The organism is Mesorhizobium silamurunense (assembly GCF_014843905.1).
GTDB classification, from domain to species: Bacteria; Pseudomonadota; Alphaproteobacteria; order Rhizobiales; family Rhizobiaceae; genus Mesorhizobium; species Mesorhizobium silamurunense.
This window is the reverse complement of the sequence record NZ_LPVS01000016.1, coordinates 18,369-37,531: the sequence shown is the minus strand read 5'-3', so window position 1 is coordinate 37,531 and position 19,163 is coordinate 18,369. Positions and strand designations below refer to the sequence as shown.

Here is a 19,163-nt window from a genome sequence, read left to right as displayed (position 1 = left end):
CCGCAATCAGCGCGAATCCCCCCGCAGCTGCGACTTTCTGACTCAGTAAGAATAGGTCACGGTATGGATTCTAGGGTCTGCGCGCGTCGCTTCGCTCCTTGCTCCGCCCTAGAACGACGAAGTTGTGTACTACCCCACTCCGACCGATTTATTGACTCAGTCAACTAAATGGTTGATCCTGTCTGGGGACAGGAGGAACTCCCATGACCATCCACGACCACCCCGGCAAAGAGCGCATCGATGCGGTGCGCGCCTTCAACCGCTTCTACACCCGCCAGATCGGCGTGCTCGACGAAGGCTGGCTGAAAAGCACCTTTTCGCTGACCGAGGCGCGGGTGCTTTACGAGCTTGCCCATCGCGACGGGCTCGTCGCCAGCGACCTCGTCCGCGACCTCGGACTCGACCCCGGCTATGTCAGCCGGCTGTTGAAAAAATTCGAGGAGCGCGGTCTGGTCGAGCGTGCCGCTTCGGAGGCCGATGCGCGGCGTTCCTCGATTGCGCTCACGCCGGCGGGCAGGGAGGCTTTCGCGCCGCTCAACCAGGATTCGCATAACCAAGTGCGCGCGCTGCTCGATCGTCTGGCGCCGGCCGACCAGGAACGGCTGGTCAAGGCGATGCGCACGGTGCAGGACCTGCTCGGCGACAAACCTGAACCCAAGGTGCCCTATGTCCTGCGGCCGCTGCAGGTCGGCGACATCGGCTGGATCACGCATCGTCAGGGCCTGCTCTACGCGCTGGAATATGGCTGGGACGAAACTTACGAGGCGCTGGTTGCCGAGATCCTTGGCGAATTCGTCAAGAACTTTGTCTCGCAATGGGAGCGAAGCTGGGTCGCGGAACGGGAAGGCGAGGTGGTCGGCTCGGTCTTTGTCGTGCGCAAGTCGCCCAAGGTGGCGAAGCTCAGGCTGCTCTATGTCGAGCCGTCGGCGCGTGGCCTCGGCATCGGCCGGCGGCTGGTCGACGAATGCATCGCCTTCGCGCGCGCCAAGGACTACAGGACGCTGACGCTGTGGACCAACGATATACTGGGCTCGGCCCGCCGCATCTACCAGGCGGCAGGCTTCAAGCTTGTCGAGGAGGAGCGCCACCATTCCTTCGGCAAGGATCTTGTCGGCCAGACGTGGAATTTGGAGCTTTAGATTCGGGTGGGGCCGGCCTGCAAATGGCGGCTTCCTGCGCTTCCGGTGCTCACGTACTTCAGTACGCTCCGCTCCGGTTCTCGGAATCCGCCATTTTCGACTCGGCCTGACCCGAATCCGGCAGGCCGAGTCAGGTTTTGATCGGCACCCAGATCTCCAGACCGCCATTGCCGCTGCGCGGATCGAACTCCGGTCCGTAGCGCTCGAATTCCGGCGCGTCGGCGATCTCATAGCCGGAGGCCGGCAGCCATTTGTTCCAGATCGTGTTGACCGTCCGGCGGATGGTCGAGATGTGGTCGCGGTGCGCAAACACTGCATATTTCTGCGCCGGCACGCGCACCCGGAAAAACTCCTTGGGCAGCTCCGAGAAATCGGCGACCTCTACGCCGGCGACGTAGTCGAAATTGCCGGTATCGTCGCCGTTGACGCAGACGCCGTACGCGACGTCGTCGATCTGGCCGGGGATGTTGCCGAAATACGGGCCGAAGCGCTGCCATTGCATAGGGATGCCGGCGCTTAATTCGCAACTGTAGCGCTCGCCGAGCCCGGCGATGAGGAACGGCTGGCTGGTCTCGAAGCGCGGCGGCTCGAGCGTGGTGAGAAGCGAGCTGTCCATGAGGATGGGCTCCACGAGGTCTAGGTTTTGGGTCGAGCCTCCAGCGCGCACCAGTTCCGGCGTGGTGCCGAACTGGTCGCGGAAGGCTCGCGTGAAAGCCTCATGCGAGCCGTAGCCGGCATCGAGCGCAACCGCCAGGATATCGCTCGCGCCGCCGGCAAGCTTGCGCGCCGCTTCGCTGAGCCTGCGCGCCCGCATATAGCCCATGACCGACCGTCCCGTGGCCGCGCCGAAGGCGCGCGTCACGTGGAAGCGCGACACACCGCTGCTCGCCGCGACATCGTCGAGAGAAATCGCATCCGGCAGATGGCTTTCGACAAACCACAGCGCCTTCTCGGTCGGGTTCATGGCTCCTCGCATTCGGCGTGGCGACACTAGCCGCCGCGCCGACTGCGAGTTTGATCGAAATTGCGCGGTGAGCAATAATGGCAGCGCGCATGCCGGTTCGAGTGGAGCGACTTGGCATTCTGCGCGATAGGCGGGAAGGGGTGTCCCGATGACGACGGCGACGGCCGATCAGGTGTTCCGGTTTGGCGGGTTCACGCTCGACCTGGCCATGGGCACGCTGCGCGGCGTCAACGAGCCGCTGTTCCTGCGACCGAAAGCCTATGCACTGCTTTCGCATCTCGCCCGCAACATGGGCCGCGTCGTGCCGAAGTCGGAACTGATGGATGTCGTCTGGCCCGGCGTCTATGTCACCGAGGATTCGCTCACCCAGTCGGTGCGCGAGATCCGCAAGGTGCTGGGCGACGACATGGTGCGCACCGTCTCCAAGCGCGGCTATATGCTGGCCGCGGAAGCGGAGGCCGCGCCCGAGATCAGCAGCCAGCCGATCGTGGCGGTGGTGCGTTTCCGCAATGAGAGCGGCGATCCGGCCGACGAGGCGATGGTCGACGGCTTCGCCGAGGACCTCATCAACGGCGTGGCGCGCTTCGGCACGGTCACGGTGCTGGCGCGGAATTCCAGCTTTTCCTTCTCCTCCTTCGGCCGCGCCGAGTGGCCGCAGATCCGCGCCCGCATCGGCGCCGACTACCTGGTCGAAGGCTCGCTGCGCCGCCAGGGCGAGCATGTCGTGGTGGCCGTCAGCCTCGTCGACATCGCCACTGCCAGCCAGCTCTGGGGCGACCGCTATCAGTCGCAAGGCGCCGGCCTGTTCGCGATCGAGCGCGAGATCGTCGAGCAGATCGTCAGCCGGCTGGTCACGCGGGTCGCCAATGCCGGGCTGGAGCATGCCTCGCGCAAGCCGGTGACCAGCCTTGCTGCCTACGAGCTTCTGCTGCGCGGCTTTGCATTGCTGCGCGATCCGGCCCAGACCGACCAGCGCGGCGCCGAGGCCTTGTTCGAGGCGGCGATCGCCAAGGATCCGAATTACGGCCTGGCGTACTCCTATCTCGCCCTGGCGCGCTCGCTGGACGGGGAGTTTGGACGCGCCAGCGACGCGGTGCTCGAAAACGCGCGCGACCTTGCCGACAAGGGCCTGGCGCTGTCGCCGGATCAGCCGACCGGTCATCGGGTGCAATCGCTGATCCGCCTTTATATGCGCGACCATGAAGCGGCCGAACACCACATGCGCATTGCGCTGCAGCTCAACCCGTACGATGCCGACAGCATCGAGCAGATGGGCATGCTGCTCACCATGCGCGGTCGGCCGCTCGAAGCGTTGACCTGGCTGGCTAGAGGCATCCGCATCGATCCCTTGCATCCGCACTGGTATCAGTTCGACCGCGCGCTGGCGCTCTACATGATGGGCGAGTACCGCCAGGCGGCGGAGGCGCTGGAACTCGCGACGCGCCCGGCGCCCTGGATCCGCACGCGGCTGGCCGCCTGCTATGCCCAGATGGGCGAGATGGAGAAGGCGCGGCGGCAGATCGCTCTCATCGAGGGGGGCGATCCCTTCTCGCCGCTCGACTATGCGCTGCGCGGCGTGCCGTTCGAAAACCGCGCCGATGCCGAGCATCTCGCCGAAGGCGTCAGACTTGCCCTCGGCGAGGTTGTGCCGGAGGCACCTCAATCGACGACGACCACGATATAGCGACCCTGATAGAGCCGGTAATAGGTGCCGCCGCAGCGCCAGACGTCGAACCCGTTGACCTTGGTGCGGACACAGCCCGCCGGCAGCGCGGCGACCCAGACGGTGGTGTGCCTCAGCACCCTCCATGTCGCGGTGCGGCGGGCGACGCCGGCTGCGCTGCGCGGCGTCCAAGGCGCGCCGATGCGGGCCTCGGCGGTGCCGACCAGCGAGAGGGCCGGGACGGCGGTGCCGACGATCTCGACAACGGTTAGAGCGAGCGCGAAAAGGGCCGCCGCGGAACGGAATTTCTTCACGGATTTCGAAGGCATTTTCGTTTGTCCTGATGTTGATCGAAGGTCTAGTGGGAGGATGAGGCGGCAAGACGGATCGAACCCGCCATTGCCGCCAGGTGAGCAACCACGAACAGAAAGTGCGCCGCGGTTGTGACGTAGCCGACGACGAGCACGTCGGCGGCGATGAAGAACTGCCAGAACAGAAGATTTGCCGTTCCGAGCAGCGCATGCACGGTAGCCAGGACGGCATGCCAGTTGCGGGAATAGGCGATACGCCAGAGCGTCACGCCGATGATCAGGGCGAGCCCGTGCGCCTCGATGAACCCGATGCCGGCACCGGGCGCATCGCCAAGCAGAACGGCCTCCGCGCCGCGCCCGAATAACGAGCCGGCAATGTCGGTGGCGAGCCCGCCGGCCGAGGCAAGGATCAGGAAGCCGGCATTGACGCGAACGAGGAGATTTCCAAAGAAGGGAGTCATGGTCGTTCCTTTGCTGGTGAGATGCGGCCACGGCGGCATCCCGCCGTGGCTTGCAGTGCCTGCCGCTCAGGCGGCCAGGGGCTGAGTTTCAGTGGTGGCGGTGATCGGCTCAGCCGCCGGGTCGGTCTCGGCCGGCGCCTTGATGCGGAACCAAGCGACGTAGAGCGTCGGCAGGAACACCAGCGTCAGCACGGTCGCAACCATCAGGCCGCCCATCACCGCATAGGCCATTGGCCCCCAGAACACCGTCGGCGCGATCGGGATCATGCCGAGGATGGCGGCCGCCGCCGTGAGCAGGATCGGCCGCAACCGATGCGTGGTGGCGCTGATCACTGCGGCCCACGGCTCCTCGCCGGCAGCGATGTGCTGGTCGATCTGCGCGAGCAGGATCACCGAGTTGCGGATCACCATGCCGATCAGCGACATCACGCCGAGGATCGCGACGAAGCCCATCGGTGCACCCGAGAGAAGCAGCGCGCCGGCGACGCCGATCAGAGCCAGCGGCGCAGTAAGCAGCACCAGCACCAGGCGCTGGAAGCTCATCAGCTGGATCATCAGAACGGTGGCCATGATGAATAGCATCAGCGGGAAGACCACGAAGATGCTGGCCTGCGCCTTGGCGCTGTCCTCGATGACGCCGCCCTGCTCGACGCTGTAGCGCGCCGGCAGCTCCGCCTTGAAGGCGGAGATCGCGTTCTCCAGCCGCCGCGACACGGTCGTGGCATTCTCGCCTGGCGCGACTTCCGCCTGCACGGTCACGGTCGGAAGCCGGCCGCGGCGCCAGATCAGCGGCGGCTCGGTCTGGTAGCTGAGCTTCGCCACCTGTTCCAGCGGCACGCGCCGTCCGCCGGAAGCGCTGATCGTCAGGCCGCGCAGCGTGTCGATGCTGGCGCGTTCGCTATCCACCGCCCGGGCGACGATGTCGATCAGGTAGGTGTCGTCGCGCATCTGCGTGATCTTCGAGCCGGATAGCACCGCGTTGATCGTCTCCGAGAGCTGCTGCGAGGAGATGCCCAGAGCGCGCGCCCGGTCCTGGTCGACATCGACCTTGATCACCTTGGCCGGCTCGTTCCAGTCGTAGTTGATGTTGCGCACGGAAGCATCGCTGCCCAGCACCTGCGCGAACTGCTGTGCCAGGCTGCGCGTCTTGTCCGGATCCGGACCGCTGACGCGGAACTTCAGCGGCCAGCCGACCGGCGGGCCGAGCTCCAGTGGCGTGACGCGGGCCATGACGTCGTCGAAGCCGGTCGACAGCTCCTTCTCCAGCCGGTCGATGACGGCCTGGCGCACGGCGTGGCCCTTGGTCACCACCACGGCCTGGGCGAAAAAGTCGTTGGCGAGCTGCGCGTCGAGCGGCAGGTAGAAGCGCACCGCGCCCTGGCCGACATAGAAGCTCCAGTGATCGATGTCGGGATCGGCGGCAAGCAGCTTCTCGACGCGCTCGACCACGGCATCCGTCGACTTGATCGAGGCGGTGCGCGGCAGCGTGAGGTCGAGCATGACCTCCGGCCGGTCGGACTTCGGGAAGAACTCCTGGCCGACAAAGCCCATCGCCACGACCGAGAGTGCGAACAGCCCGGCCGTCGCCGACAGCACCAGCCACTTCGCCCGCATCGCCACCTCCAGCAGCGCCTGGAAGCCACGCGCAATGCGCGACGGCTGATGGCCGTCATGGCCCTTGATGCGATCGGGCAGAAGGAAGACGCCGGTGAGCGGCGTGAACAGCACCGCGACCACCCAGGAGACGACCAGCGCTATTGCCACGACCGCGAACAGCGAGAAGCAATATTCGCCGGCGCCGCTCTTGGCGAAGCCGACCGGCACGAAGCCGGCGATCGTCACCACCGTGCCGGTGAGCATCGGGAAGGCGGTCGAGGTGTAGGCATAGGTAGCGGCAGAGATCTTGTCGTGGCCTTCCTCCATGCGCGCGATCATCATCTCGACCGCGATCATCGCATCGTCGACCAGCAAACCAAGGGCGATGATCAGCGCGCCGAGCGAGATGCGCTGCAGCGAGATGCCGAAATACTCCATGGTGACGAAGGTGATCGCCAGCACCAGCGGGATGGCGACCGCCACCACGACGCCGGGTCGCCAGCCGAGAGCGAGCAGCGAGACCGCGAGCACGATCGCGATCGCCTCGCCGAGACTCTTGGTGAACTCGCCGACGGACTCTTCCACGACGTGCGACTGGTCGGCGACCATGCCGAGCTCGGCGCCGAGCGGCAACTCGGCCTCCATCTCGTGCATCTTCTCCTTGACGTTCTCGCCCAGCGCCAGGGCGTCGCCGCCCGCGGTCATCGAGATGGCGATGCCGACGGCGGATTTGCCGTTGAAGCGGAACATCGGCTGCGGCGGGTCGGAATAGGCGCGCTTGACCTCGGCGACGTCGCCCAGCCGGAAGTAATGGCCGTTGGCGTAGAAGTTGATCGCCTTCAGGCTCTCTTCGGAGGTGAAGCTGCCGGAGACGCGGATGGCGATGCGCTCGGGGCCGGCGTCGACCGTGCCGCTCGGCGTCAGCGCGTTCTGCGCCTGCAGCGCCTGCGACAGCGTGCCGACGTCGAGGCCGAGCGCCGCCACCTTCTGCGTCGAAAATTCGAGATAGATCTTCTCGTCCTGCTGGCCGATCAGGTCGACCTTGGCGACATCTTTCACGGTGAGCAGCCCGGCGCGCCGGCTTGTCGCCAGGTCCTTCAGCTCGCGATGGCTGAGGCTGTCGGAGGTGAGCGCGTAGATCAGCGAATAGGTGTCGCCGAACTCGTCATTGAAGAACGGGCCCTGCACGCCTGACGGCAGCGTCGGCTTGATGTCGTTGAGCTTCTTGCGCACCTGGTACCAGAGCGGCTGCACCTGGTCGCCGGCCACCGTGTCCTTGAGGTTGACGAAAACGACGGATTCGCCCGGCTTGGTGTAGCTCTTGACGTAGTCGAGGTCGGGCAGCTCCTCGAGCTTCTTCTCGATGCGGTCGGTGATCTGCTCGACGGTGTCGCTGGTGCTGGCGCCCGGCCACATCGTCTTCACCACCATGGTCTTGATGGTGAAGGGCGGGTCCTCCTCGCGACCGAGGCCGCGATAGGCGTAAAGGCCGGCAAGTGCGGCCGCGATCATCAGATAGACGATGAAGCTGCGGTGGCGCAGCGCCCATTCGGAAAGATTGAAGCTGGTCATGATGCAAATCCCTCTCAGCGCGCAAAGGCGCGTTCCGCCGGCGGCTGCCGGCAGGCGAAACAAATGACGGTCGGGGTTCGGTTGGCGCCCGCCGCGTGGCGGGCGCCGGAAAGTCAGGCCAGGCTGTGCATGGTGCCCGGGACCCGGTAGGGCGCGCGCTCTGCAAGCCTCGGCCTGATGGCGAGACCGGCGAGGTAGCGCTGGAAGGGGGCCGCTTCCTGGACCGGCGAGGCGAACGCGACATGGCCGTCGGGCCTCACCAGATAGGCTGCGTCGCGCTGCAGGCCGGCTTTCCCGGCTGCATTCGTCCAGGCGAAGGCGTGGATCGGAATGCCGCTCGGCGCGAGCATCGCCCGGAAGTCGCAACTGGCCTCGCCATAGACATGAACCTGCCAGTCGAGCGATCGCAGCGGCTCGAAATTGTCGCCCCCGGCGCCGGGAATATTGCCGACGACATAGGGCAGGCGGTCGCCGCCGCTGACCTTGCCCGCCATGCCCGAGCTGATCGGCCCGGCGCGATACTGGATCGCCGCCTGCGAGATCACGCCGAAGAAGGCGCGCGAGCCGACCGAGGTGTGCAGCGCGATGTTCAGGATCTTCGGCATCAGGTAGCGCCGGAACAGGCCGACGAGCCGCGAGCGGCTGGTGGCGATGCGGAACGCCTGGTCGGTGCTTTCGATCAGCTTGCGGGCGAAGGCGATGCGTTCCGGCTCGTAGCTGTCGAGCAGGCGCGGATCGGCCCGACCCTGCACGACTGCCGCGAGCTTCCAGGCGAGGTTAACCGCATCGCCCATACCGGTGTTCATGCCCTGGCCGCCGGCCGGGCTGTGGATGTGGCCGGCGTCGCCTGCGAGGAAGACGCGGCCGACGCGGAAGCGCTCGGCGACGCGGTGGTGGACGCGGTAGGTCGAGAACCAGTTGACCTCGTGGACCTTGACGCCGGTGTCGCGCTCGACATCGGCGCGGATCGCCTCGAAGCTGATCGTCTCGTCGGCCTCATGCGCCTTTGGCACGATGCCGATCAGCCGGACCGAACCGGATTGCCGGACCGGCATGACGATGGCGAAGCCGTAGGTGCTGATCGTCGTGTCCATGCCGTTGCGCGTGATGTCGCCGCTGCCTTTCACGTCAGCGACGTAGAAGGACTGTTCGTAAGTGCCGCCCGGGAAGCCGATGTTCAGCCCGTGGCGCACCGCGCTGCGGGCGCCGTCACAGCCTGCGAGATAGGCGGCGCTGACGGTCTCGGTCCGGCCATTCCTGCTCAGCGTGGCGATGACCGCCTCGCCCTTGTCCTGGAAAGCGACGAGCTCCGTATTGCGCTCGACCACGACGCCGGCGCGCTCCAGATGCGTGATCAGCACGCGCTCATGGATATCCTGCGGCAGCGCGAAGGCGAAGGAGTAGGGGCTGATGCCGCGGCCGAAATCGGAAAGCGGCAGCCTGGCAGCGATGCCCGCCGGCGTGTGCACCGTGAGACGCTCGAGCCGGATGCCCTCGGCAAGGATGTCCTCGACGATGCCGATCTGACGGTGGAATTCCAGCGTGCGCGCCTGGACGGCAAGCGCCCGCGAGGTTTCGCCCGGGCCGGTGGCCTTATCGAAGATGCGCACCGGCACGCCGAGCCTGGTCAGCCAGAGAGCGAGCGTCAGACCGGTCGGACCGGCGCCGGCAATGAGGACCTTTGTTCTGGACATGGTCATTTTCCTTCTCCCTCAACGATACGAACTTTTTCGTATTCCCGCAGCCGGTTTACGCCGGCAATGACGACCAGATCGCCCTTGGCGAGGCCTTCGCTGACGACGACGCGGTCGGTCTCGTAGCGGGCAACCGTGACGGGCTTCAGTTCCACCGCCGACGCGGCGGACACGACCCACACGGCCGGCTTGCCGTCCTTGTCGAACAGCGCGCTGCCCGGCAGCACCATGACCGGCGCGCCACCCATCTCGGCGCGGCCGGAAACGCTGGCGCCGAAGCGCATCTCGTCGGGCGCATTCTCGATCGAGACCTTCACCTGGAAGGTGCGGGTCGCGGCATCGGCCATCGGCGCGATCTCGCGGATGGTGCCGACGGCGGTGATCGCCGGATTGCTAAGCAGCGAGACGGTTACCTGCGGCAGCCGCTTGGTGTCGGGCGCGTTGGCGAAGGCGGCTTCCGCGATCGAAAACACCGCGTCGCGGCTGTTCGGATCGGCGACGCGCACCACCATCTGCCCGACATTGACGGACTGGCCGGCTTCGGCGCCGGTCGCGGTGACGATGCCGTCGAATTCCGCATGCAGCTCGGTATAGCCGAGCTGGTCCTTGGCCATCTCGAAGCCGATGGTCGCCGATTTGAGCTTGGCTTGCGCCGAGCGCAGGTTCTTCAGTGTCGCGTCATAATTGGCGCGGGTGGTGAAACCCTTGGCGAGCAGCGCGCCGATGCGGGCTTCGGCGGCGCTTGCCTCGACGAGAACGGCCTGCGCCGCCGCGACGTCGGCCTCGGCGCTGGCGAGCCGATTGCGATAGTCCTGATCGTCGATGCGGGCGAGCACTTCGCCCTTCTTCACCGTCGCGCCGATCTCGGCGACACGTTCGATGAGCTTGCCGGATACGCGGAAGCCGAGATCGCTTTCGAGCCTCGGGCGTATCTCGCCGACGGCGGTGCGGGTGTCCGCGCCGAGCATCGGGGCGACCGCTATCGCCTTGACGAGCTTCGTCTCCGGCGCCGCCGGCTTGGCGTTCGAGGCCTTGCTTCTTGCGCCGTGCCAGACCACCGCTGCACCGCAGGCAAGAACGGCGATCGAGCCGGCGACAAGGCGGCGCCTCAGCGGCCTGTTGTGGAAGAGTGCGGCAATCATGTTGTCTCCATGCTCAAGGTTGCGGCCGCACTGGGAGAATGCGACCGGGAAAACGTGTCGGCTGGAGAGGGATCGGGCGCTTGCGGCCTGTCTTTCGCCAGCCCCATCTTCTTGGCGTTTCAGGCCCGGGAAATCCCGAACGGTTTCTGAAAATTTTCCGATGTTTGGGTGAGACGGCGCCGGCACGTGCCGCCGGTGACGCTCAAACCGTCCAGAAGTAGCGCACGATGTGGAAGAAGATCGGCGCGGCGAAGACCAGGCTGTCGGTGCGGTCGAGCATGCCGCCATGGCCCTCGATCAGGTGGCCCCAATCCTTGACGCCTTGGTCGCGCTTGATCGCCGAGGCGACGAGCCCGCCGAGGAAGCCCATGGTGCAGGCGACGAAGGCGACCACTGACGCCTGCAGCGGCGAGAACGGCGTGATGAAGGAGAGCAACGCGCCGAGCAGGCTCGACGCGACGAGGCCGCCGATCAGCCCTTCCCAAGTCTTCGACGGCGAGACGTTTGGCGAAAAGCGGTGTTTTCCGAACAGCTTGCCGAAGATGTACTGCAGCACGTCGCTGCCCTGCACGACAATGATCAGAAAGGCGACGAGCAAGAGGTTGCGGCCCTCGAAACCCGGCACGTTGAGGGTCAGCAGGGCAGGGACGTGGCTGACGCAGTAGACCGAGATCATGATCGCCCATTGCTGCGCCGACACGCGCTCCAGGAAGCGCTCGGTATCGCCATGCAGCGCCGTGATCGCCGGCATCAGCAGGAAGCAGTAGACCGGGATGAAGATCACGAACAGGCCGTACCAGGCCGTCCACACCAGCCAGTACTGGAACGGAATGACGATGCCGAACATGCCGAGCAGCACCCAGTGGTCGCTGCGACGGCTGTGCGTCAGCGTCACGAACTCGCGCAGCGCCGCGAACGAGATCAGCGCGAACAGGATGGTCATGCCGTAGCGGCCGAAGAAGAAGGCGACCGTCATCAGCGCCACCATCACCCACCAAGCGTTGATGCGCTGCGTGAGGTTGACCAGCGTCGCGCTCAGCGGCTTTGGCGCGCGCATCGAAAGGATGCCGGCGGTGACGCTGGCGGTGCTCAGCACCACGAAAAGGCCGATGATCAAAATACTGATTTCGTGGCGCATCAATTGTCTCGATCAGGGCGCGGGTTCAGCGCCAGAAGTGCCGCGCGGGCTCGCTCCAGGAAGGCACGGCGTTCCTCGCCTGGCGCGACCGCCACCGGCGCGCCGAAGACGACGCGGCAGAGCAGCGGCACCGGCAGGAACTGGCCCTTGGGCAGCACGCGCGACATGTTCTCGATCCAGCACGGGATCAATTCGACATCCGGCCGCGCCATCGACAGATTGTAGAGACCGGAGCGGAAGGGCAGCAGCTCGTCGCTCATGTTGCGAGTGCCTTCCGGGAAGATGATCAGCGAGTGGCCCTGGTCGAGGACAGAGAGCATGACGGAGATCGGGTTCTCTTCCGGGCTGGTCCATTGCCGGCTGATCAGCACGGAGGACAGCATGTCCTCGGCAATGAAGCGGCGCAGCCGCGACTTCCCCCAATATTCGGCGGCGGCCACCGCATGCGTGATGGCTCGTTCCTTCTCGCTGAGGCATGCCGACAAAAGGATGAAATCGCCATGACTGGTATGGTTGGCGAAATAGATGCGCTGCCGGTCGGACGGCTGGCTGCCGCTCCAGATCGGTCGCACGCCGGTCACCGCCCAGGCCAGCGCCGACAGGCCGACCGAGGTCGCCGTCTGCAATAGGGTGAAGGTCCGGAGCGCAAGCCTGCTCATCGCGGCATCCAGAATCCGGCGGCCAGGAACGCGACGACGAAGATCGCCAAGGCGATGCGCTGCCGGGCAAGCAGACGGCGCGTTCCGGCGATGCGGTCGTCGAGCGGGCGCGGCGTGGCCGGGCCGGGCTTCAGCCGCATGCGCGCCAGAATGTCGTCGACCGCGGCACCTCCGGAAACCTCGTCGTCGTGGCTCGCTATCAAGCGAAACAGCAGTGCGTCGAAAAGCAGAAGCGCCGAAAGACCGAGCACCGCGACGGCGCTCGCCGCTGCGACCAGCAGCGCCAGCACCGCGATCGGCGCGTTGAGCGCGCTGCGCGCCGAGGCGACCAGCGGCGCGACGCTGTCGCCGACGATCACGATGGCGGCCGGCCATGCCGCCTGCTTGATCAGCATGGCGGCGAACGCGGCTGTCCGCTGCTGATAGGCTTCGTCCGTCATGCCGGCTCGTCCAGTCCGACCTGAAGATGCACCGGCCGGCCGGACGCGGCGAGCTGCTTGCGCGCCTGCGCCGGCGTGTGCGAGCGGCCGGTCGCGACCAGCCATCCGGCGATGACCGCGGCACTGCGCTGGAAGCCAAGCGCGCAGCAGACCAGCACCGTGCCCTGCCGGCGCGCTGGTTCGATTGTTGCCACCGCCCGGTCGAGCACATCCGCCGGTGGCGGCAGGAGATCAAGCATGGGAAAGCTAATCCAGCGCCCCGACGCGTCGCGTGGCCGCACCAGCTCGGCGGCGAGATCGATCACCGTGCCGAAGCCGTCGGCTTCGGCAGCGTCAGGAAAACGCCCGAGAAAGACGCCGTCGGTGACCGTAACGACAGGCGACAGCTTGCGCGTCCATGCCCAGACATTGATCCTGGCGCCCAGCCTGTAGGGCCAGAGCAGGATGCGGCTCGCCAGCGACACGTTGCCGTCCGCCATCTTCTGGAACACCTTTGGCCCGGCCCCGGCATAGGCGAAGGCGACGATGGCCAGCGCCAGCGCCGGCCACAAAAAGACAAGCGCGACCGGCGAAAGGAGGGCGCCGATGGATGCTCCGGCCAGCGCCAGAGCGGCACCCAGCGCGTAGTAGAGCAAAAGCCGCCGCGCCTTGCCGTCGGTAGTCAGGCGGAAGCCTGCAAATGGCAGCTCGCCCTTGGCCGGAAAGAGCCAAAGCGCAAAGAAGCCGAGCAGCGCGCCGGTCGGGATGTCGATGAAATGGTGCTGCCAGGTTGTCAGCACCGAGGCGCCGATCAGGAAGCACCAGGCATGCCACAGCGGCAGGAATATCCCGCCGAGGCGCAGGCGCCAGTGATCCCAGATGATCACCAAAAGCGCGATGTGCAATGATGGCGCCTGGTTGAACGGCTTGTCGAAGCCGCCGAGCACGGCAAACAGGAAACCCGGCAGGCCGCTCGTTGCCGGCCGCACGAAGGTGGCGGTCAGCGGAAACAGGATGAAGCAGGTGACTGCGACGACCTGCGCCGTGAGGTAGCGACCGGCCAGCCGGTCGACGCCCCGCCTGCTGTCGTTGAGCAGAAGCGAGAGGCCATAGAACAGGTTGATCGACCAGTAGGGCACGATCGTCCAGGCGACGAACGGTATCGCGTGCTCCCAGGAGAACACGATGCTGCCGACATGCGATCGCGTCGATGCGAGCCAGTTGGCGAAGCCGTAGGTCGAATAGAAGAACGGCGCCAGCAATGCGAGCCAAAGCGCTGCCCGGACCACGATCCGGCCATAGGGTTCGGCTGCTGGGCTGGCTGAAAGTGGCGGGGGCTCGGCACCGGTTGGCATGCGTGGACGGTTCCTAAAGCCGCCTGGCAAGCGAGACGGTGAAGATGCCCCATTGGTCGATGCGCTGGTCAAGCTTTTCGAAGCCGGCCGCCTCGACCAGCTGGTCCATCTCGCCTTGAGTGCGCCGCCGCATCACCCACGCCTGGCCGCCGCGATGCGAGGTCAGGCTGCGCGCGATCATCTCGAGCTGCGGATGCCAGGGCTGGTTGGTGTAGATCAGCAGGCTGCCGGGCTGCATGGCGCGGGCAAGGCCGCCAAGCGAGCGCGCGATCAGCGCGTTGTCGGAGAAGAGCTCGTAGAGGCCTGAGACGATGGCGAGGTCCGGCGCGGGATCCAGTGCGGCGAGCCCCTCGCCGTCGAAGGCGTCGGCGCGTTGGAACGAGACGCTCGCCGGGAGTTGGCGTTCGGCGATCAGCTTGCGTCCGAGCTCGACATTGAGGTCGGAATAGTCCCGCAGGCGCACGCTGGCCGGCTGTTCGGCGCTCTTGGCGATCGTATCGAGCACATAGCGGCCGTGGCCGGCGGCGATGTCGAGGATATGACCGGGCCGTCCGGCGGCCTTCAGCGTTGCCAGCGCCGAGCCGATCAGCTCTTGGAGGTTGAGCTTGCGCTGGCGGATGCCGCGCCAGCCGATGGCGTCGAGGAAAGTCCGGTCGACCATGCGGCCGATCGGCCCGAGCCCGCGCGGCTCGTCTTCATAGACATAGTCCAGCGTCGAACCGGAATCGAAGCCGGTGCCGACGCCGATCTTCATGCCTTGCGAGAACCAGCTGCCGATGCGGATGAAGGCGCGGCTCATCGCCCAGTAGAGGCCCTTGGGCGACAGAAGATCGAGCGGCGAGGCGAGCCGATCAGCCTCGTCGCGCGTGTAGCTGGCGATGTCCGCCTTCTTCAGATCGACAGCTTCGGTCGGCGAAGCGAACTGCCCTTCCAGGAAGGGCCGGATCAGGTCGAGCGCCTTGGCGCGCTCGCGCTCGCCCAGTGTGTCGTGGAAGAAGCCCGGCAGCACATGCCGCTCCTTAATGCGGCTGCCGAGATTGACGAAGAACTCGTGCTGCGGCGCGTGCCGCACCACCCAGTCGCTGCCGGACAGAAGAAGCTGCGTCGGCACGGTGATGGCACGGGCATCGGAAACGATGCGCGCCGCATGCTGGTAGAGCTCGACCAGGATATGCGAGGCGATTGGCCGAGTGATCAGCTTGTCGTTCTCGAACGAAGCGATGCGCTCCGGGTCATGGGTGAGGAGGTTCGCCTTGACATAGGAATTGACGAAGAAGCGCCCGTTGATCTTCTGCCACAACGCAATGCCTTCCTTGGCGAATGGGACATAGAGCTTGACCGAGAAGGCGGGCGAGGCGAGCACCATGGCGCGCAGTTTCGGCGCATAGTCATGCACCCACGCGGCCGCAAGCACCGCGCCGAAGGACTGCGCGATGAGCGCAATGTCCTGCACGGCAATGCCGTCTCTTGCGGTGATCTCGCGCATGAAGCAATCGATGTCGCGGACCAGAGCCGCGAAGGAGGGAGCATAGCCGCGCTCACCTTCGGAGCGGCCGTTGCCGCGCGCGTCCCAGGCATAGAAGGCATGGTCGGGCATGCGCAGTTCGTCGACGAGATGCGCCATGCGGCCGCCATGCTCGTGCCCGCGATGGAAAAGCACGACCGCGCCCTTGGCCTTGGCCGAAACCGCTGGCCAGAAGCGGTAGAAGATCTCCGTGCCGTCATGGCTGCGGAAGGTGCGTTCCTGCGCTTGCCGCGCAAGGCTTTCCGCCGGCGCGCTGGCGACCTGTTCGTGAAGCATGGTGGTTCCCTCAGGCGGCATGGCGCCTCGATGCTCAGCCGGTGCTGCCAATAAGACCGGCGCGTATCCGGTTTATGGCGGTCAGCAGCGAAAGCGTAGCCATGGCCGGAAACACAAACGGCGCGATTGCCGCCGGCCACAGCCCGGCGGCGGTGAGCACGGCGACCACGCCGAGCGCCAGCGCCCTGTCGCTCTTGCCGAACGGTCCGGCGTAGTTGCGTCCGATGCCTGCGGCGATGCCGAGCACGCCGGCGAATTCGGTGAGCACCGCGGCGATGGCGAAGGCGACGACACCCCAGGCGCCAAACTGCGGGAAGGCCCCAAATGGCAGGATCAGCGCGAGGTCCGAGACGACGTCGCAGATCTCGTTCAGATACATGCCGAGCGTTGAGGCCTGTCCATGCTCCCGCGCCAGCATGCCGTCCATGGCGTTGAGCGCCATGCGCACGAAAAGCACGACGGGAATGAGAAGAAGAACTATGCGCCAGCCCGGCAGCAGCGCGATTGCCGTTCCGGCGGCAATGGACAGCAAGGCGGCAAGGATCGTTATGCCATTGGCCGTGATGCCCATTGTCGCCAGCCTCTCGACCAGCGGCCGTAGCCTGTCCTGGAAGGCCGGCTTGAGCGCATAGAGCGTCGGCATTGCGTTGATCCCCCGATCCACGCTTCTCCCTGTATCATGAAGATGCCGAATGGCACCAGCATGCGCCAAAAACACAGTGAATTTCAGACGGTTGACGCCTTGCTATGAACGCATCGCCTCAAACCTTCGCCGCAGCCGGTATTGCAGCTTGATCAGGTGCCCGATCGGCGAATGGATGACTGGCCTTGTGCATTGCCGGAATGAGCAGCAGGCAGAAGCCCTCAAGGCGGAGCTTGGTGCTCGACTGGCAGCATGCGGGCTCGATCCGCTTCACGTCGATCAGCGTGACGCCGCCGCCGTCCGACAGCGTGTGCAGGCCCTTGTCGAAGCCGTCGAGCCAGCCCTCCGGCGACAGCCGCTTGACGATGCCGGCCGAAAATTCGTCCGGCGTCAGGCGCTCGATGCGCAACAGGTTGATGGCGCTGCCGTAGCTTGTGGTGCAGTCCTGTGTCGGAAAATGGAGTTGCCCATCAGCGGTCGCCGTGGAAAAGGCCGAACGGATCGGCGATGAAGCGGAACGATCCCTGCGGCGGCAGCCAGACGATGCGGCCCTTGTCCAAACTTTGCGGGGCGAGCGCGTTGCCGATCGGTTCGGGCACAATGCCTACCTGCCAGATGTCGACCATGGATTCGCCCCTGCCGCGCCGAATCTATGCAGCAAACCGTGCCGTCCGCAAACCCGGTATGCGGCAGGCCGCTCGAAGCATGCTTTGCCTGAGGCTCGCCTTCAGTGTCCAAGCAACCATGAACCCCTCGCATGGCTGCCATGCGATTTGCCGGCGTCTGGAACAACGCATTTCGCTTGAATAGTAAGCACGCTTATTATATATGCCGCTCATGGTTTCAGATGGCATCGACAGATTGGGATTTTTGATCCACGACGTGCAGCGCCTGATGCGCAAGCGTTTCGAGGCGCGCGCCAGTGGATTGGGCCTCTCCTCGGCGCAATGGCGGCTTCTCGTCCGCGTCGCCAAGGAGGCGGGCGTGGCCCAGGCGCGGCTCGCCGAACTCCTCGAGATCGAGCCGATCAGCGTCTCGCGCCTGGTCGACAGGATGGAGGAGGGCGGCTGGATCGAGCGTCGCTCCGACGCAGCCGACCGCCGCGTGCGCATGATCTTCCCGACCGAGAAGGCAAACGCGGCCTATGCCGACGTCAAGAGCCTTGCCGGCGAGGTCTACGAGGAATCGCTTGCCGGCGTGTCGCCGGAGGATCGCCGCGTCCTGATCCGAACGCTGGACACGATCGTGCAGAATTTGACGGACGGCGAAGCGTCGTCCCTGGAAAAGATGAAGAATACGGAAGGCGCAGCAAAATGAACGCGGCAGCCAAGATAGAAGACAACGTCACCAAGCTGGAGATGGAGGCGTCGGCTCAGCCGGTCGCCGAAGCCCCGGCGCAGCCGGCAACCGCCCCGGTTTCCGTGGCGCCTGTGCCGCAGCAGGCGCCGGCGCCGAAGAAGAAGCGCCGCCTCGGCCGCCTCCTGTTGATGGTCGCCCTGCCGCTTGCCCTGCTTGCCGGCGGCGCCTATGTCTGGGTCACCGGCGGGCGCTATCAGGAGACCGAGAACGCCAACCTGCAGCAGGCCAGGATTTCGATCGCCTCGGATACGGCCGGCCGCATCGTGAAGGTCGGCATTGCCGACAACCAGACGGTCAAGGCGGGCGACCTTCTCTTCGTCATCGACCCGGAGCCTTACAGAATTGCGCTGGCCCAGGCCGACGCGGCTGTGGCCGCCGCGCGCCTCAACGTCGAGCAGCTGCGCGCCGCCTACAGCCAGGCGATGGCGCAGGAAAAATCGGCCAAGAGCGAGGTCGACTACGCGCAGTCGCAATATGACCGCGCCGCCGATCTCGCCCAGAAGGGCATCAACGCCAAGTCGTCGCTGGACGAGGCCCGCAACGACCTCGACAAGGCCAAGCAGCAGCTTGCGGTCGCCGAGCAGGGCATCCTCAGCGCCAAGGCTGCCCTTGGCGGCAACCCGGACATCGAGACCGACAAGCATCCGACGGTGATGTCGGCGATCGCCGCGCGCGACAAGGCCGCCTACGACCTCGCGCAGACCACGGTGAAGGCGCCGGCCGACGGCATCGTCTACCAGGCTTCGTCCTTCAAGCTCGGCCAGTATGTCGCCGTCGGCACGCCGCTGTTCGCGCTGGTCGAGACCGGCGACACCTGGATCGACGCCAATTTCAAGGAGACCCAGCTTACCCATATGAAGCCGGGCCAGAAGGCCGAGATCGTGGTCGACACCTATCCGGGCAAGACCTTCGAGGCGACCGTCAAGGCGATCGGCGCCGGCACCGGTGCCGAGTTCTCGCTGCTGCCCGCTCAGAACGCCACCGGCAACTGGGTTAAGGTCACCCAGCGCATCCCCGTGCGCCTGGAACTGACCGACCCCGACGCCAAGATGGCGCTGCGCACCGGCATGAGCGCGACGGTCACCGTCGACACTGGCGTGGCGCGCGGCCTGCCGTCGATCTTCGGTCACGCCACGGCCGGCGAGCACGCGCAGTAGCGACGCGCTTTAGAAACAAGGAGTTGGAGCAGGGGATTGGTTTGATGGGAGGAGTGGGAAAGCCGGGCGTTTTGAGACAAGCCGCTTTGC

Annotated in this window: 18 protein-coding genes; 4 read left to right on the top strand and 14 right to left on the bottom strand. The window is 65.9% G+C overall.

Annotated elements, in window-relative coordinates; genetic code table 11:
* The first annotated feature begins 203 nt into the window (after positions 1-203).
* On the top strand, positions 204-1,139 hold the full coding sequence (locus AU465_RS04005; RefSeq protein ID WP_192244251.1) for a bifunctional helix-turn-helix transcriptional regulator/GNAT family N-acetyltransferase: 936 nt from the start codon (positions 204-206) through the stop codon (positions 1,137-1,139).
* 130 nt (positions 1,140-1,269) lie between these two features.
* On the opposite strand, the gene AU465_RS04000 is transcribed toward AU465_RS04005, so the two are convergent.
* Entirely contained in the window at positions 1,270-2,103 is an 834-nt protein-coding gene (locus tag AU465_RS04000; protein ID WP_192244249.1) for an AraC family transcriptional regulator, read from the bottom strand.
* Positions 2,104-2,251: 148 nt separating this feature from the next.
* Between AU465_RS04000 and AU465_RS03995 the strand changes: the two genes are divergently transcribed.
* Positions 2,252-3,787: a winged helix-turn-helix domain-containing tetratricopeptide repeat protein gene (locus AU465_RS03995; protein WP_192244247.1), complete on the top strand. Its 1,536-nt coding sequence runs from the start codon at positions 2,252-2,254 to the stop codon at positions 3,785-3,787.
* Here the strand turns inward: AU465_RS03995 and AU465_RS03990 are convergent.
* From AU465_RS03990 to AU465_RS03930, 13 genes are all read right to left on the bottom strand, one after another.
* On the bottom strand, positions 3,763-4,095 hold the full coding sequence (locus AU465_RS03990; protein ID WP_192244245.1) for a hypothetical protein: 333 nt from the start codon (positions 4,093-4,095) through the stop codon (positions 3,763-3,765). The two genes, AU465_RS03995 and AU465_RS03990, sit on opposite strands and share 25 nt — an antisense overlap.
* A gap of 29 nt (positions 4,096-4,124) precedes the next feature.
* The gene (locus AU465_RS03985) at positions 4,125-4,538 is read right to left on the bottom strand and encodes a hypothetical protein (RefSeq protein ID WP_192244243.1); all 414 of its coding nucleotides are present in this window, start codon (positions 4,536-4,538) and stop codon (positions 4,125-4,127) included.
* A 66-nt stretch (positions 4,539-4,604) separates the two neighbouring features.
* Positions 4,605-7,706, bottom strand: coding sequence for an efflux RND transporter permease subunit (locus AU465_RS03980; protein WP_210324983.1), 3,102 nt, complete (start codon positions 7,704-7,706; stop codon positions 4,605-4,607).
* Between the two features lie 113 nt (positions 7,707-7,819).
* Positions 7,820-9,400 carry an FAD-dependent monooxygenase gene (locus AU465_RS03975; RefSeq protein ID WP_192244241.1) on the bottom strand — a complete coding sequence of 527 codons (1,581 nt, stop codon included), beginning with the start codon at positions 9,398-9,400 and terminating at the stop codon, positions 7,820-7,822.
* A 2-nt stretch (positions 9,401-9,402) separates the two neighbouring features.
* Positions 9,403-10,542, bottom strand: coding sequence for an efflux RND transporter periplasmic adaptor subunit (locus tag AU465_RS03970; protein WP_192244239.1), 1,140 nt, complete (start codon positions 10,540-10,542; stop codon positions 9,403-9,405).
* A gap of 202 nt (positions 10,543-10,744) precedes the next feature.
* On the bottom strand, positions 10,745-11,680 hold the full coding sequence (locus AU465_RS03965; RefSeq protein WP_192244237.1) for a phosphatidate cytidylyltransferase: 936 nt from the start codon (positions 11,678-11,680) through the stop codon (positions 10,745-10,747).
* A complete protein-coding gene (locus tag AU465_RS03960; protein WP_192244235.1) occupies positions 11,680-12,339 on the bottom strand; it encodes a lysophospholipid acyltransferase family protein in 660 nt (219 codons plus the stop codon). The genes AU465_RS03965 and AU465_RS03960 overlap by 1 nt, the downstream gene beginning before the upstream one ends.
* On the bottom strand, positions 12,336-12,779 hold the full coding sequence (locus AU465_RS03955; RefSeq protein WP_192244233.1) for a hypothetical protein: 444 nt from the start codon (positions 12,777-12,779) through the stop codon (positions 12,336-12,338). The genes AU465_RS03960 and AU465_RS03955 overlap by 4 nt, the downstream gene beginning before the upstream one ends.
* Positions 12,776-14,113 carry a phosphatase PAP2/dual specificity phosphatase family protein gene (locus AU465_RS03950; RefSeq protein ID WP_192244231.1) on the bottom strand — a complete coding sequence of 446 codons (1,338 nt, stop codon included), beginning with the start codon at positions 14,111-14,113 and terminating at the stop codon, positions 12,776-12,778. The genes AU465_RS03955 and AU465_RS03950 overlap by 4 nt, the downstream gene beginning before the upstream one ends.
* A gap of 13 nt (positions 14,114-14,126) precedes the next feature.
* Positions 14,127-15,914 (bottom strand): bifunctional alpha/beta hydrolase/class I SAM-dependent methyltransferase, encoded by a 1,788-nt coding sequence (locus tag AU465_RS03945; RefSeq protein ID WP_192244229.1) that lies wholly within the window; start codon positions 15,912-15,914, stop codon positions 14,127-14,129.
* A gap of 34 nt (positions 15,915-15,948) precedes the next feature.
* Positions 15,949-16,557: a CDP-alcohol phosphatidyltransferase family protein gene (locus AU465_RS03940; RefSeq protein WP_192244227.1), complete on the bottom strand. Its 609-nt coding sequence runs from the start codon at positions 16,555-16,557 to the stop codon at positions 15,949-15,951.
* A gap of 118 nt (positions 16,558-16,675) precedes the next feature.
* The gene (locus AU465_RS03935) at positions 16,676-16,966 is read right to left on the bottom strand and encodes a hypothetical protein (RefSeq protein ID WP_192244225.1); all 291 of its coding nucleotides are present in this window, start codon (positions 16,964-16,966) and stop codon (positions 16,676-16,678) included.
* A gap of 61 nt (positions 16,967-17,027) precedes the next feature.
* Entirely contained in the window at positions 17,028-17,183 is a 156-nt protein-coding gene (locus tag AU465_RS03930; RefSeq protein ID WP_192244223.1) for a hypothetical protein, read from the bottom strand.
* 211 nt (positions 17,184-17,394) lie between these two features.
* Here AU465_RS03930 and AU465_RS03925 point away from each other — a divergent pair, with 211 nt between their 5' ends.
* Positions 17,395-17,874: a MarR family winged helix-turn-helix transcriptional regulator gene (locus AU465_RS03925; RefSeq protein WP_192244258.1), complete on the top strand. Its 480-nt coding sequence runs from the start codon at positions 17,395-17,397 to the stop codon at positions 17,872-17,874.
* Positions 17,871-19,073: an HlyD family secretion protein gene (locus AU465_RS03920; RefSeq protein ID WP_192244221.1), complete on the top strand. Its 1,203-nt coding sequence runs from the start codon at positions 17,871-17,873 to the stop codon at positions 19,071-19,073. Before AU465_RS03925 ends, AU465_RS03920 begins: the two co-directional genes overlap by 4 nt.
* Positions 19,074-19,163 lie beyond the last annotated feature (90 nt).

Bases quoted from the DNA above. Each gene is read 5' to 3' on its own strand.
- AU465_RS03985 (WP_192244243.1), bottom strand. From the start codon at position 4,538: ATGACTCCCTTCTTTGGAAATCTCCTCGTTCGCGTCAATGCCGGCTTC.
- AU465_RS03975 (WP_192244241.1), bottom strand. From the start codon at position 9,400: ATGTCCAGAACAAAGGTCCTCATTGCCGGCGCCGGTCCGACCGGTCTG.
- AU465_RS03995 (WP_192244247.1), top strand. From the start codon at position 2,252: ATGACGACGGCGACGGCCGATCAGGTGTTCCGGTTTGGCGGGTTCACG.
- AU465_RS03980 (WP_210324983.1), bottom strand. From the start codon at position 7,706: ATGACCAGCTTCAATCTTTCCGAATGGGCGCTGCGCCACCGCAGCTTC.
- AU465_RS03965 (WP_192244237.1), bottom strand. From the start codon at position 11,680: ATGCGCCACGAAATCAGTATTTTGATCATCGGCCTTTTCGTGGTGCTG.
- AU465_RS04005 (WP_192244251.1), top strand. From the start codon at position 204: ATGACCATCCACGACCACCCCGGCAAAGAGCGCATCGATGCGGTGCGC.
- AU465_RS03990 (WP_192244245.1), bottom strand. From the start codon at position 4,095: ATGCCTTCGAAATCCGTGAAGAAATTCCGTTCCGCGGCGGCCCTTTTC.
- AU465_RS03920 (WP_192244221.1), top strand. From the start codon at position 17,871: ATGAACGCGGCAGCCAAGATAGAAGACAACGTCACCAAGCTGGAGATG.
- AU465_RS04000 (WP_192244249.1), bottom strand. From the start codon at position 2,103: ATGAACCCGACCGAGAAGGCGCTGTGGTTTGTCGAAAGCCATCTGCCG.
- AU465_RS03950 (WP_192244231.1), bottom strand. From the start codon at position 14,113: ATGCCAACCGGTGCCGAGCCCCCGCCACTTTCAGCCAGCCCAGCAGCC.
- AU465_RS03925 (WP_192244258.1), top strand. From the start codon at position 17,395: ATGGTTTCAGATGGCATCGACAGATTGGGATTTTTGATCCACGACGTG.
- AU465_RS03970 (WP_192244239.1), bottom strand. From the start codon at position 10,542: ATGATTGCCGCACTCTTCCACAACAGGCCGCTGAGGCGCCGCCTTGTC.
- AU465_RS03960 (WP_192244235.1), bottom strand. From the start codon at position 12,339: ATGAGCAGGCTTGCGCTCCGGACCTTCACCCTATTGCAGACGGCGACC.
- AU465_RS03955 (WP_192244233.1), bottom strand. From the start codon at position 12,779: ATGACGGACGAAGCCTATCAGCAGCGGACAGCCGCGTTCGCCGCCATG.
- AU465_RS03940 (WP_192244227.1), bottom strand. From the start codon at position 16,557: ATGCCGACGCTCTATGCGCTCAAGCCGGCCTTCCAGGACAGGCTACGG.
- AU465_RS03930 (WP_192244223.1), bottom strand. From the start codon at position 17,183: ATGGTCGACATCTGGCAGGTAGGCATTGTGCCCGAACCGATCGGCAAC.
- AU465_RS03945 (WP_192244229.1), bottom strand. From the start codon at position 15,914: ATGCTTCACGAACAGGTCGCCAGCGCGCCGGCGGAAAGCCTTGCGCGG.